The sequence below is a fragment of the Candidatus Spongiihabitans sp. genome (genome assembly GCF_965237845.1).
Taxonomy (GTDB): Bacteria; Pseudomonadota; Gammaproteobacteria; order Arenicellales; family Poriferihabitantaceae; genus Spongiihabitans.
This window is the reverse complement of the sequence record NZ_OZ250154.1, coordinates 361,994-375,231: the sequence shown is the minus strand read 5'-3', so window position 1 is coordinate 375,231 and position 13,238 is coordinate 361,994. Positions and strand designations below refer to the sequence as shown.

The 13,238-nt window shown below is 48.5% G+C and carries 16 protein-coding genes and 1 riboswitch; of the genes, 10 read left to right on the top strand and 6 right to left on the bottom strand.

Annotated elements, in window-relative coordinates; all coding sequences use genetic code 11:
• Positions 1-75: 75 nt before the first annotated feature.
• Positions 76-152: riboswitch (SAM riboswitch) on the bottom strand.
• Positions 153-443: 291 nt separating this feature from the next.
• The 5 genes from trpB to ACPXXB_RS01820 all read left to right on the top strand — a co-directional run bounded on the left by trpB (position 444) and on the right by ACPXXB_RS01820 (position 4,719).
• A complete protein-coding gene (gene trpB / locus ACPXXB_RS01840) occupies positions 444-1,685 on the top strand; it encodes a tryptophan synthase subunit beta (RefSeq protein ID WP_423908677.1) in 1,242 nt (413 codons plus the stop codon).
• Between the two features lie 10 nt (positions 1,686-1,695).
• Entirely contained in the window at positions 1,696-2,520 is an 825-nt protein-coding gene (gene trpA / locus ACPXXB_RS01835; protein ID WP_423908675.1) for a tryptophan synthase subunit alpha, read from the top strand.
• Positions 2,521-2,525: 5 nt separating this feature from the next.
• Complete coding sequence (locus ACPXXB_RS01830; RefSeq protein ID WP_423908673.1) at positions 2,526-3,617, top strand: DNA adenine methylase; 1,092 nt, start codon at positions 2,526-2,528, stop codon at positions 3,615-3,617.
• Positions 3,618-3,925: 308 nt separating this feature from the next.
• A complete protein-coding gene (locus ACPXXB_RS01825) occupies positions 3,926-4,423 on the top strand; it encodes a hypothetical protein (RefSeq protein ID WP_423908671.1) in 498 nt (165 codons plus the stop codon).
• Complete coding sequence (locus ACPXXB_RS01820) at positions 4,420-4,719, top strand: hypothetical protein (RefSeq protein WP_423908670.1); 300 nt, start codon at positions 4,420-4,422, stop codon at positions 4,717-4,719. The genes ACPXXB_RS01825 and ACPXXB_RS01820 overlap by 4 nt, the downstream gene beginning before the upstream one ends.
• Positions 4,720-5,019: 300 nt before the next feature.
• On the opposite strand, the gene ACPXXB_RS01815 is transcribed toward ACPXXB_RS01820, so the two are convergent.
• The 4 genes from ACPXXB_RS01815 to leuC all read right to left on the bottom strand — a co-directional run bounded on the left by ACPXXB_RS01815 (position 5,020) and on the right by leuC (position 7,956).
• A complete protein-coding gene (locus ACPXXB_RS01815; RefSeq protein WP_423908668.1) occupies positions 5,020-5,337 on the bottom strand; it encodes a HigA family addiction module antitoxin in 318 nt (105 codons plus the stop codon).
• Positions 5,338-5,345: 8 nt separating this feature from the next.
• Positions 5,346-5,624 carry a type II toxin-antitoxin system RelE/ParE family toxin gene (locus ACPXXB_RS01810; RefSeq protein WP_423908667.1) on the bottom strand — a complete coding sequence of 93 codons (279 nt, stop codon included), beginning with the start codon at positions 5,622-5,624 and terminating at the stop codon, positions 5,346-5,348.
• A gap of 287 nt (positions 5,625-5,911) precedes the next feature.
• Positions 5,912-6,550, bottom strand: coding sequence for a 3-isopropylmalate dehydratase small subunit (gene leuD, locus ACPXXB_RS01805; protein WP_423908665.1), 639 nt, complete (start codon positions 6,548-6,550; stop codon positions 5,912-5,914).
• Between the two features lie 2 nt (positions 6,551-6,552).
• Entirely contained in the window at positions 6,553-7,956 is a 1,404-nt protein-coding gene (gene leuC / locus ACPXXB_RS01800; RefSeq protein ID WP_423908663.1) for a 3-isopropylmalate dehydratase large subunit, read from the bottom strand.
• Between the two features lie 111 nt (positions 7,957-8,067).
• Between leuC and ACPXXB_RS01795 the strand changes: the two genes are divergently transcribed.
• A complete protein-coding gene (locus ACPXXB_RS01795) occupies positions 8,068-8,193 on the top strand; it encodes a hypothetical protein (protein WP_423908661.1) in 126 nt (41 codons plus the stop codon).
• A gap of 4 nt (positions 8,194-8,197) precedes the next feature.
• On the opposite strand, the gene rsmI is transcribed toward ACPXXB_RS01795, so the two are convergent.
• Positions 8,198-9,043: a 16S rRNA (cytidine(1402)-2'-O)-methyltransferase gene (rsmI, locus tag ACPXXB_RS01790; protein ID WP_423908659.1), complete on the bottom strand. Its 846-nt coding sequence runs from the start codon at positions 9,041-9,043 to the stop codon at positions 8,198-8,200.
• Positions 9,044-9,153: 110 nt separating this feature from the next.
• Positions 9,154-9,477 carry a hypothetical protein gene (locus tag ACPXXB_RS01785; protein WP_423908657.1) on the bottom strand — a complete coding sequence of 108 codons (324 nt, stop codon included), beginning with the start codon at positions 9,475-9,477 and terminating at the stop codon, positions 9,154-9,156.
• Here ACPXXB_RS01785 and ACPXXB_RS01780 point away from each other — a divergent pair.
• The 4 genes from ACPXXB_RS01780 to ACPXXB_RS01765 all read left to right on the top strand — a co-directional run bounded on the left by ACPXXB_RS01780 (position 9,434) and on the right by ACPXXB_RS01765 (position 13,193).
• Positions 9,434-11,449, top strand: a complete 2,016-nt coding sequence (locus tag ACPXXB_RS01780) for a penicillin-binding protein activator (protein ID WP_423908656.1) — start codon at positions 9,434-9,436, stop codon at positions 11,447-11,449. The two genes, ACPXXB_RS01785 and ACPXXB_RS01780, sit on opposite strands and share 44 nt — an antisense overlap.
• 3 nt (positions 11,450-11,452) lie before the next feature.
• Positions 11,453-11,812, top strand: coding sequence for a YraN family protein (locus ACPXXB_RS01775; RefSeq protein WP_423908654.1), 360 nt, complete (start codon positions 11,453-11,455; stop codon positions 11,810-11,812).
• A gap of 195 nt (positions 11,813-12,007) precedes the next feature.
• The gene (locus tag ACPXXB_RS01770; protein WP_423908653.1) at positions 12,008-12,625 is read left to right on the top strand and encodes a BON domain-containing protein; all 618 of its coding nucleotides are present in this window, start codon (positions 12,008-12,010) and stop codon (positions 12,623-12,625) included.
• 46 nt (positions 12,626-12,671) lie between these two features.
• Positions 12,672-13,193, top strand: coding sequence for an adenylyltransferase/cytidyltransferase family protein (locus tag ACPXXB_RS01765; RefSeq protein ID WP_423910867.1), 522 nt, complete (start codon positions 12,672-12,674; stop codon positions 13,191-13,193).
• Positions 13,194-13,238: the final 45 nt, after the last annotated feature.

Sequence of the window (13,238 nt, the reverse complement as noted above, 5' to 3'; positions counted from 1 at the left end):
GCATATTATTGACGCGGGCATAAAAAAACCCGCTTCCAGCTTTTACTATTGAGATTTGCCAGTAATTGCAAAAAGCAGGCTTGATTCTGCGACTCTTTAGCCGTATTTTTAAGCGCCCGCAAGCTGATAATCAAATCGGCGCTGAAACAGAAGTCTAGCCCAGAGATTAGTTTATGTCAACAACCCCCTCGCCCGCACCGATTTCGGTAACCATGTCCGCCGTTGCTGCACCAGCCATCGACATTGACCACAAAAACCAAGTAAGATATTTGCATAGTCTGCGTTTTGTGTTCATTAAGAAGCCCCCGTATCTCCATCGGGATAATAGTTAGAAGGACAGTGACTATAACTTCCTGCAAGCGGGCAAGTACAACTTGTACACAGCCGGCCTTTTCTTATTTGAAGCGGTATAATCCGGTTTTTGTTTTTAATAATTATTTGACATGACCAACGCCAGTGGAAACTTAACGGGCAATCCTGAACCAGAATCATTTCGGTCGGGCCCGGACGATAGCGGGCACTTCGGAATTTTCGGCGGCAGATTTGTTGCCGAGACCTTAATGCCGCTTATTCTCGATCTGGAAACCACCTACAATAAATATCGAAATGATCCGGATTTTCTTCACGAACTGGATTATTACGCCAAGGATTACATCGGCAGGCCAAGTCCTCTTTATTTTGCTGAACGCCTGACCCGGGAATTAGGTGGCGCCAAAGTTTATTTCAAACGCGATGAACTGAATCACACCGGCGCGCACAAAATTAATAATACCCTTGGACAAATTTTGCTGGCCAAACGCATGGGGAAACGGCGCATCATTGCCGAGACCGGTGCTGGCCAACATGGCGTTGCCACCGCGACAGTTTGCGCCTTATTCGATTTGCCCTGCGTGGTGTATATGGGGGAAACGGATATCAAGCGTCAGGCGCCGAATGTATTTCGTATGAAACTTTTGGGTGCTGAGGTCATCCCGGTGACTAGCGAGACCGCGACCTTGAAAGATGCCATGAATGAAGCATTGCGCGATTGGGTATCAAATGTCGAGGACACTTTTTATATTATAGGCACCGTAGCCGGCCCCCATCCTTATCCGCAAATGGTGCGAGATTTTCAATGCGTGATTGGCCGGGAAACAAGACAACAAATTCTTGAAAAAGAAAAACGGCTGCCGGACACCCTGTTGGCTTGCATTGGCGGCGGCTCGAATGCCATTGGGCTATTTCATCCATTTCTTGACGATGAAACCGTATCTATAATCGGCGTTGAAGCCGCTGGTCATGGCATCGATACCGGAAAGCATGCGGCCTCCCTGAGTGGCGGCAAGCCGGGGGTATTACATGGCAATCGCACTTATCTGCTCCAAAATAACGATGGCCAGATTTGCGATGCGCATTCTATTTCCGCTGGCCTGGATTATCCTGGCATCGGACCCGAACATTCGTGGCTGCATGAAGTCGGTCGAGTGCAATATGTCTCTGTTACCGATCAAGAAGCACTGGATGCGTTTCAATTGTGTTGCCGTACCGAGGGCATCATTCCTGCCTTGGAGCCGGCCCATGCGCTGGCCCAGGTTGCCAAAATCGCGCCCGCAATGCCGCAGGATAAAATTATTGTCATGAACCTCTGCGGCCGCGGCGACAAGGACGTGTTCACCGTGGCCGAAGCCCTAGGCGTCAAGTTATGAGCGTAAAGTTATGAGTGGAAGCAACCAGCGCCTGGAAAAACGTTTTGCAAAACTGAAATCCGAAGGACGCTCGGGCTTAATCACTTTTACCACCGCCGGCGACCCCGATGCCGATACCGCGCAAAAAATTCTTAACGGCTTGCCTGCTGCCGGAGCCGACATCATTGAATTGGGCATGCCGTTTTCCGATCCCATGGCCGACGGCCCGGCCATTCAATTAGCTGGTCTGCGCGCGCTAAAAAGCGGGATGACTTTAGGTAAAACCCTGGATATGGTCACCCAATTTCGACAACTGGATGAGCAAACGCCCATCGTATTAATGGGCTACTACAACCCAATTTACTATTATGGGAATCAACGGTTTCTGGATGACGCCATTCGCGCCGGCGTGGATGGCCTGATTATTGTTGATCTGCCACCGGAAGAAGATGACGAACTCTGCCACCCTTGTCTGACTGCCGGATTAAACTGGATTCGGCTGACCACCCCAACCAGCGACCAGAAGCGGCTTGCCATTGTATTAAAAAACAGCTCTGGATTCGTATATCATGTTTCCATCGCCGGCATAACCGGCACCCGCTCGGCCGACCAGCCGGATGTGCAACAGGCCGTCGCCCTCATTCGGCAACACACCGACCTGCCCATCGCCGTGGGCTTCGGCATCAAAACCGCCGAGCAGGTAACCCAAATCGCCGCGGTCGCTGACGCAGTGGTGGTGGGGTCGGCGCTCATTGACCGGATTGCGGAGGGAATCGCGAATAAATCCGGAAAGGATGCGATTGTTGCCAACGTGCACCGCTTTGTCGGCGAGTTGGCAGGGAATTTAGAGAGGTGATTGCGATGTGGCAAACCAACCTTGAAATCGATTTTGCCACAGATATTGACCGCGCCCGATGGGCAAACATTGATCGCCGAATGCCAGCGTCACAGTACCTTGGCGCGAAATACAAACTCCTGCCTTGGCTCTGCGAGTTTATTCCCGTAGGCATAGATACGGTGTTAGACGGATTTTCGGGATCCCAATCTTTTTCTTTTGAAATGAAAAAACGCAATTACACGGTTCGTTCAAACGATTTTCTCGGTTTCTGTCACATACAAGGAGTCGCGCTGGTCGAAAACAAACAGGCAGTACTGACGGATGGCGATTTAGATATGCTGTTTTGCGAAAATAAAAATCGCGGCGATACCATGCTACGTTTCAAAAACATTTTTTTCCTTGAAGATGAATGCGTATTCCTAGACGATTTCCGTGCCAATGTCGAATTGCTTGACTGTCCTCATAAACGCTCGCTTGCCCTGGCGATCATGTGTCGTAGTTTGACCCGTAAGACAATCATGGGGCACTTTGCACATCTGCGGGCACTCTCATATGCCAAAGACCCCGCACGCATAAAACGTAATCCAAGCATTGTCCGGCCAATTCGAGATTTGTTTGTTGAGTTGCTGCCGAAATATAACGCCGCAATTTTTGACAACGGCAAGAAGAATAAAAGTTATCGGGAAAACATCCTGGATCTTCTGCCGAAGTTGCAGACCGATAAAGTCGACCTTGCCTACTACGACCCGCCTTATTGCAACAGCCACGCTGACTACCAAGCGTTCTACCATCTGCTTGAGACTTTTGTGGAAAGTTGGGGAGATAGCGACAAAAAATTTATCAACCGCAACCAGCGTTACCACCCACCCCGACACAGCGGTTTTGACAAAGCATCTGAAATTGAAGATTCCTTTCGTAAATTGTTCGCTCTCTCCGATGAAATCCCGCACTGGCTAATCAGTTACAATGACCGCTCGTTGCCAAAAATCGAAACGTTGGTAAGCATGGCGAAACGCCATAAATCGGTTCGCGTCGAGGAAAAAGCCTACGCAACCTCGCGCGGCGGCAAAGGGTCCGTTTCCGGCAGCCGTGAATATCTGATGGTTTGCAGTTAGATGGAAAAGTTTGATTACCATAAGAAATTATTCGATGATAACCAAATGGACAAAGTCACCGAGTCCGCCGAGGGCCTTTTGTGGATTAAGATCAAAGCGATAACTCGAAAACAACTGATTGACGCTTATTGTCAATTGAACCATCCGCATCTTGTCGGGAAAACGTTAAAAGAGCAATCCACTCGCCTTTATACAGAACTGCTAACTGACCTCAACCAATCCCACACTAATCTTACCAATATATGAGATCAATCGCGCCCGCACGATCTCACCAATATCTTGAAAAAATCGCTTCTGAACTTCACAAAATGCAACACTTTTCCTGGGGCGGGGATTACAGTAACGCCCTGGACAGGTTTCTTGTTGATCGTTACATAAAAACATATGATTCATATGAAATCATACAAAGAATGTTGGAAACCGAAATCCCCCAAGCGGTTAGCGGCTATGTTAAATGCAGTTGGTATAACCATTGGTCAACCATACTCATCGAAAATATTTTTCGGCAACACAACAAGGTTCTGCCGGTGGTCGGCAATATCAAAAAAGTTGATTTTTTCATTGACGACATCCCGTTTGACTTAAAGGTGACTTATCTTCCGGCAAACTATGTTAAGCACAAAAGAAAACAGGCAGGGCTGAAAGATGAATTAGCCGAGCTCAAATCCGTGGCGCGGAAAAACAACATATGTTTTGACAACACAGCCAAACCAAAAAACATCGCATATGAAATTACCGAAAGGATAAAGACATCAAGCAACCATAAATGCAAAAAAACCTTGCAGGGTCAGCGCCAATTTCGATGAAACTTGTCAATGGTTGCGCGAAAAACCCAGAAGAATTACTGACAAATCTCTACGAAGAACAAGGTGAGATGCGGTTTGATGCATCCAATCGGCTGTTTATGATTCTGGCGGACACGCAGGAATTCGAAAACTCGTGGAAACTGAAACGTAATCCCGCCCTACTCCAAGGACACATCAACTTTTACTTGGATAACTTTTCCGCGAGTGTGGTAAAGCAACGAAAAATAACTTTTACCCATAAAGCAAGAAGCGGTGAATTCACCGCCATTGCAGACGCAATTTTCGTTATCATTTAAGATTCAAGCGGTTGTCTCCGCATCGGGCGGGTTTGGGCCAAACAACCAAGGCACCTTGACCTTGCGCTGCTGATCATATCGTTTAATCATTTCCGTTTTGTGTAAATTTAGTGCATTATTGTGCTGTAGGTTAGCTTGGCGTTTAGTTATCCATATTGCTACGATTATTGCTAGGATAGAGCCAACGGCCTGAACCCAGGCAACACACTCGGTATTCGTCAAATTCGACAAAAAGCACAACTTATTCATCTCGTTTCTTCAGCCGCACAACGCTTCAATCAGCCGACGCTGTAGGCTGGATTAACTTGTTATACGCTGATTAGTTTGACTTAAAGACGCAACAACTTTTTGAACATTAAGCTCACTGCGGTGCTCTTCTGCCCGCCATAAATCGTATTGCAACTGTTGATTAAGCCAGCTTTCTGCGGAGGTATCAAAAGCAATTGATAGACGAATAGCCATTTCTGGGCTAACACCCGAACGACCGTTTAAAATAGAACTTAGTGTTTTACGACTAACGCCCAAAGCCTTCGCTGTAGCGGTAACAGAAATACCGACAGGCTCAAGACAAAGCGCTGTAAGTACTTCTCCAGGATGAGGGGGATTAAACATTTGCATAATTTCACCTAATGGTAATCTTCATAATCGACTGTCTCGGCATGCCCGTTTTCAAAGCGGAATGTAATCCTCCAACTGCCGCTTACCCAAACCGACCAAATACCAGCTCGTTTGCCAGAAAGCGCATGAAGCCGTAATCCAGGCAAACCCATATCTTGTGGCTGAATAGACACATGCAACCTACCGAGAATTAAACGAAGCCTTTTTGCATGCTGATTCTGGATACCTGCGGTATTGCCAGTTTCAAAAAATTTTGCCAGCCCTTTGTGTCTGAAGCTTCTAATCACGAAGGAAATGTAACGCGTAACGACTCGGTTGTCAAAGCATATAGCATTAAAACTAAACGGCGGGCTGTTTTTGCCCGTCAGCTTGAGTGTTTAGTTAGGTGATTTTAATAATTAATGTTTGTGTCCCTTTATCTTGAACAGTTTGTTATACGTTAATTAGTTATAATGAAACAATATACCCATTTGACTGAATGAGCAAGATACCTTATTCACCTAATGAAAAACAAGGGTTTTCAATAAGATTTGTTGCCAACAGCCTCAAACAAGCAACGCTAAACCAATAGCCCTTAACCAAACAACCAAGGCACCTCGACCTTGCGCTGTTGCTCATATCGTTTAATCATTTCCGTTTTTTCCAGGGTCAATCCAATTTCGTCCAGCCCGTTTAACAAGCCGTGTTTTCGAAAAGCATCTATCTCAAAAGCAATCGCGGTCTTATCGGGCAACGTCACGATTTGGTTTGGAAGATCCACCTGCACGGCATATCCAGGCTGTTTCTCCACCTGAATAAATAATTCTGCCACCGCCTTGTCACTTAAAACAATCGGCAATATCGAGTTTTTAAAGCAATTATTGAAAAAAATATCGGCATAACTTGGGGCGATGATGCACCGGAAGCCATAGCCTTCCAGTGCCCAGGGCGCGTGCTCGCGCGACGAGCCACAGCCAAAATTTTCTCTGGCAAGCAAAATTTTGGCGTCTTTGTAGCGTGGGAAATTTAACACGAAGTCGGGATTGAGCGGGCGGGCGGCGTTGTCCATTTCCGGCTCGCCATGATCCAGGTAACGCCATTCATCAAATAAATTGGGGCCAAACCCGGTGCGCTGAATTGATTTAAGAAATTGTTTTGGAATGATCGCATCGGTGTCCACGTTTGCGCGATCCAGGGGCGCTACGATGCCTTCGAGTATCGTGAACTTCTGCATAGTTACATTCGGCCCGGGTCAGCAAAATGACCGGCGATAGCGGCCGCCGCCGCCATAGCAGGGGAAACCAAATGGCTTCGTCCTCCTTGCCCTTGCCGGCCTTCAAAGTTTCTATTCGAGGTCGATGCACAGCGCTCGCCGGGCTGTAATCGGTCGGCATTCATTGCCAGGCACATCGAACATCCCGGATTGCGCCATTCAAACCCGGCATCGATAAACACCTGATGCAAACCTTCTGACTCAGCCTGTCGCTTAACCAAACCGGATCCGGGAACAACCAGCGCTTGTTTTATATTGCCGGCAACCTGCTTGCCCCGAGCGACTGCTGCGGCATTCCGTAAATCTTCAATCCGACCATTGGTGCATGATCCAATAAATACCAGGTCAAGGTCGATTTCTTTTATCGGCGTGCCGGGTTCAAGATCCATATACACCAGCGCATGCTCCATGCCTTCTCGCATCACCGAGTCGGACTCATGCGCAGGGTTTGGCACAATATCATCAATGCCAACCACCATCTGTGGCGATGTTCCCCAGGTCACCTGCGGCCGAAGCGCGCTGACATCGATAGTTGTTTCGAGATCAAATTCCGCGTCTTCATCGCTATGCAATTGTTTCCAGCTTTGCACGGCGCGCTCCCATAATGCGCCACTGGGTGCATATGGTCTGCCGTTCAAATAATCCAAGGTGACTTGATCAACCGCGATCATCCCGGAGCGGGCGCCGGCCTCGATCGCCATATTGCACACCGTCATTCTCCCTTCCATGCTTAATGACTCAATCGCCGGCCCGGCAAATTCAATCGCATGACCACTGCCTCCGGCAGTGCCAATTTCACCAATCACTGCCAACACCAAATCCTTGGCGGTAACCCCGATTTGCAATTCTCCCTGCAGCCAGATTCGCATATTTTTTGATTTACGCTGCCTCAGGCATTGGGTCGCCATGACATGCTCCACTTCGGAGGTGCCAATACCAAAAGCCAATGCACCGAATGCGCCGTGGGTGGAGGTGTGAGAATCGCCGCACACAATGGTCATGCCCGGCAATGTGGCGCCTTGCTCCGGGCCGATAACATGAACAATGCCTTGTCTGGGATCAGACATGACAAATTCGGTGATACCGAAATGCCGGCAGTTCTGATCCAATGTCGTCACCTGAAGCCGGGATATCGGATCATCCATTTCAGAATTGTCCACAGTGGTGGGCACATTATGATCCGGCACCGCAATCATCGAGTCGATACGCCAGGGTTTGCGTTTGGCTAAGTGCAAGCCTGCAAAGGCCTGGGGCGAGGTCACCTCATGAACCAGATGGCGATCAATATAAATGAGCGTTACGTCATCTTCCTGGTCATGCACAACATGTTGTTGCCAAAGTTTGTCGTAGAGCGTTTGTGGATGCATTTATCGTGTAACGAATTATGGGGGGCAACAATAATACCATAATGCCAGCAAATCGCGCATGCCGCCAAAACCATTATGTCAAAGCAACCGTTGCGGTATTAAGACATCTTGATGGCAGTGTCCCTAGAAGCGGATCTTGCCCTCCAGCAGGATGGCGTGGTTGGCGAAGCTGCCGCTCAGACCCCATCCGGTGCGCCAACGCAAGCACTTGTATGGGTTGGCGTTAATGATACATGAATCACTATTTTTTATATTCAAGCGCTACGCGGTAGAGTTTATTTCTATTGACGCCGAATGTATTACCGGCAATTTTGCAGGCTGTTTTAACGGGCATCTCAACGATAAGCGATTTCAGCAATCGGATTGCGCCATCCCAGTCTGAATCCGAATCATCGACCTCGCTTGCCGAAACCACGATCACAAACTCTCCCTTTTGGTGACGCGGGTTTTGTTGCATTTGATCAATCAGGCTGGCGATACCGCCAAAGTAAAATGTCTCAAACTTTTTGCTGATCTCCCTGGCAATCGTTGCCTCCCGGTTGTGCCCAAAGCTCTCCGCCATGGCGTGTAGCGATGCTATGATGCGGTGACTGGATTCATAAAATATCAATGTGCGATTCTCATTACGCAGTTTCTGCAGACGTTGAAGGCGCTGTTGGGATTTTGCAGGCAAAAACCCCTCGAAACAAAACCGATCCGTGGCCACCCCGGATGCACATAAGGCGGCGGTAAGGGCGCTGGCGCCGGGACTGGGCGAAACGATGATTCCATTTGTTCTCGCTGCACGCACCAGACGAAATCCCGGATCACTGATAAGCGGCGTTCCGGCATCGCTGACCAGGGCAATATCCTCGCCTGCTTGCAATCGCCCTATGATTTTAGGGGTTTGCGCGGGTTCATTGTGTTGGTGAAATGATCTGGTTTTGGTTGAAATTCCGAAATGGGACAGCAGTTTTCCAGCATGGCGGGTATCTTCAGCCAAAATTAAGGTTACCTGTGTTAACACGGTAATCGCCCGCTCAGTGATGTCACCGAGATTACCTATGGGGGTCGCTACTACAAACAGACTGCCGGTTTTGCTGTTCATCGAATGGTTTCGTATTTTGCGTTATATTCAAGGCAACGCCGAATATTGCCATCCTGGCGTTATCAGAGCAAGAAAACCGCTTCTTTATGTTTTAGAATACAACAATATGACTACTGCAAGATGATGACTATGGGCTTATGTAAAAAGGAGCGCGATAAAATACGGTCATTAAAAATAGCGTGTCCGTCCAGATTGCCAGCCAGATTATTTGACCTGAGGCCGTGGAAAGTGTCATGCTCACTCCCAAGCACATTAGGCCGGACATTAAGCCCACGGATATTAGTCTTGAGTTTGGTGTGTCTAACAGTGGTCAATTGTTCAACGCTGCCCGTCTCTTCACCCCAGGTCTCTTCATCGGCCACAAACCCTGAGGCGGTTTTGGAAGAATCATTGCCTGAACCACAACCCAGCCCAGTCGAAGAACAAGAAGTCATTACCCATGCCTTCGAAAATGGTGAGCAAATTATAGCCGCTGATAACCCGTGGGAGCTGCTTGAGCACTCGAAAGTCGTGACCGAGCGGGAAGCGCCCGCATTACTCATCCGTGCCATCAATGCGTTTATCCATCAAGGTCAAAATTTCACCGCCCAGTCGGTGGTTGAAATACTGATGGATTACTCTCTCACACTCGATGAGGGTTTTTCCCTACAAATAATTCATGCCCAGCTGGCCGAAGCAGCTAGCGAATATGCGCGTGCTATTAAATTATTGAGCGTGCTTGACTACAACCAAATACAAAATATTGAAACTAAAAAACAGGCTCTGTCTATTTTAGCCAATGCCCAAATTGCGTTGGGTCATCCGTTCGATGCCACGGCGGCGCTGCTTGATATCGATCTGTTAACGGGCGATGTTGCTGGCAATGCAGAACAACTCGAAAATCAACAAAAAATATTACAGCTGTTGCGAACCATGGATGCGTTACAAGTTTCCTTGTTGAGAGAGAACCTGTTCAATCCACATCTGGACGGCTGGCTGGCCCTCGCCAACACCATGGAAACGACCACGCGAACGTATATTGATGTCGATTTAGAGCATTGGCGGTTAGCCTATCCTGACCATCCCGTCCAATCTCAACTGCTCGCTCAGTATGCGGGACGGGGTGAGCGTGATGAATACCGGCAGATCGCATTATTGTTACCTCTTACCTCCCCTTATGGCACTGTCGCTGGTGCATTTTATGACGGCTTTATGCAGGCGCACAGCAATAATATTTCGTTGAACCCTCCCCTGGTCGTTCTGTATGATGTTGGCGAAGAACCGTATCTATCATCATTTTATTACCAGGCAGCGGTAAATGAAGGCGCCGACTTTGTTGTCGGTCCGCTCGGAAGACAGGCTGCAGATGCGTTGCTTTCCTCCCGACAACCGGAAATCACAACATTGTTGATTGCGGAAGTTCCACCAGAGAGCAGAGCGGATAACTTATTCGGTATAAGTTTATCTCCCGAAAAAGAAGCTCGGCAAATTGCCGACAAGGCGTTTGCGGATGGACGCCGGCAGGCGACGGTTTTTCGCAGCCAGAGCAAATGGGGTGAACGGGTGGCAAATGCCTTTGTTTCCCAATGGGAATTGTTAGGCGGCACCGTCGTCAAAAACAAGTCGTTTCCTAATGATATTTCGGACTACACAAGGATTATTCAAAAATTCCTTGGACTGGATAAAAGCATTGCAAGAGCGCGTTTATTGGAAGCTCAGATAGACACCAATTTAAAATTCGCGCCGCGGCGAAATGATGATATGGATATGCTTTTTCTTGCAGCGAATGCGGATCAAGCCCGTTTGGTCGTGCCGCAACTGCGTTTCTTCCAGGCGCACAACCTGCCCATATACGCAACTTCATATGTGTATAGCGGCAACCCCAACCCGGCTTTAGATGCTGATCTTGATGGCTTGATATTCGGTGATATGAAATGGATGCTGGAAGGCGTATCCCGCTATAAATTAAAAGTTGCCGAAAAGCGGGCTCTGAAATCTGCCCTGAAAACGGCGCCCAAAGTTAAGCATGAGGAAACCTCGACAGCGGAACATGGGGACCGCAATGTTAATGTTAATGAGACTGCTTTTGTTCAAGGCAATAGCGGCTCATTGACAACAACAAACCCAGTGCGCGATAAAATTTCAGACCTCAATAATCCTGAACACGAAGCGCAAGAATCCGCGAACAAGACGCGCAATCCATATCAAAACTCAACATTAAATCGTCTATACGCCCTTGGAATACAAAGTTACCAGCTCATCCCGCGTCTAAATTTACTGCGCAGCAAAAACCTGGAGCGGTTTTTCGGTCGGGCTATGGCGGTTAGTGTTGACCAGGACGGCAGCGTTGTGCGTCATCCGGCATGGGCAAAGTTTGTATCCGGGTTGGCAGAGCCGATCGACCCATTAGCGCAACAGCAACCGTAAAAAGTGAAAGCGGCTCATCTACGACGCGGTGAACAGGTTGAGTCGGCCGCACTGGCATATTTGCAATCCAATGGATTAACGTTCGTAGAAAAAAACTACCGCGCCATGTATGGGGAAATTGATTTGATAATGATGGACCAACATGATCTGGTTTTTGTCGAAGTGCGCTATCGTAAAAATGAGGTATTTGGCGGCGCCACACAGAGCGTCGATGCCAACAAACAACAAAAACTTCGGCGCACCGCTGAGACATTCCTGCAGAAAAATCATTCAATAGAATTCGACGGTTGCCGATTCGACGTTGTTGCAGTGAGTGGCCAATCGGCGAATTACAAAATCCAGTGGATACGCGATGCCTTTTAATTGTCGAGCGGTGCCAGGTTATGCGAGGTCCTGCGAGGCCCGGTCGGGTTGCGCGACTTTGTTTAAAATTATTCGCAAAGACTCGGACAAATGGATATACACTATTGCTGGTCGGGAATCTCCCGCAGCTACCCAATAATCGACTAACCCATTGCGACTAAACCCTGCGACTAAACCCACTGAGAGAGTGCAACCATGGTCAACCTACGCTATAACCGAAAAGTCTCGTTAAAAATCCTTTCCTTGAGTCTGCTCATTGTAGTCTCACTGGAATTTCTAAGCGCTTGCGTTCCAGTTTTTCTCGGCGCCGCCGCGATATCAGCCATTGATCTGGCACTTGAACGGCGTACCGCTGGTCGAATCATTGACGATAATTTCGTGGAAGTAAAACTGCGCAACATCTATTCAACGGATGCACAGTTGGGCACTGCGGAAAACATCAGCGTGGTCGCTTTTAACGGTATTGTGCTATTGACCGGAGAAGTGCATAGCGACGCGCAGCGGCAGCACGCCACCGCATTAGCCGAACAGCTGGTACAAACAAAGAAAGTGGTCAACTTGTTGGATCTGTCTGGCAAAACCAATCTAACCAGCCGGGCGAATGACTCGTATATTACCGGCAAGGTTAAGTCCAAACTTATTCGCGCCGACAATGTGCCCTCCAGCAATATCAAAGTCGTCACCGAACGTGGTGGGGTTTACTTGTTAGGCTTGGTGACGCAGGCAGAGGCTGAAGCGGCATTCGATGTAACAAAAACCGTGCGTGGAATAACACGCATCTTTGACGTTTTCGAATACATCGAGCCCGAATAACTTTCCCTGCTGAGATTATTTACCCGGTTTAATTTACTCAGGACTAATCGAATTGGCTAACCGACCAACATATGAGCAGAAAATTTGTCCGTCTGCCACCGGCATCGAGCTTAAACAATGGATTGGCGCGCTGGCGCGTCCATTGGTGTTTACCAATGGCTGCTTCGATATACTGCATCGTGGGCATATCAGTTATTTGCAAAGCGCCGCCCGACTCGGGGCTTCACTGATTGTTGGGTTAAACAGCGATAGCTCGGCGCAACGCCTGGGCAAGGACCTGAGCAAGGACCTGAGCAAGGGCGCGAATCGACCGATAAATCAATTAGACGATCGAATGGCATTGGTGGCCGCTTTGGCCAGCGTCGATGCCGTGGTTTGGTTTGAGCAGGACACGCCGCTGCAACTGATTATGGCTATCAAGCCCGAGGTGCTGGTGAAAGGGGGAGATTGGGCGGTTGAAAAAATCGTCGGTGGCGCAGAAGTGATTGGCTGGGGAGGTGCCGTGCATTCAATCGAATTTGAATTTCAACGCTCAACCACGGAATTGATTGAGCGAATTCGACGCTAAATAATGTCATTGATAAGGGCGCCGATTAAGTTGTCATGACCCTTT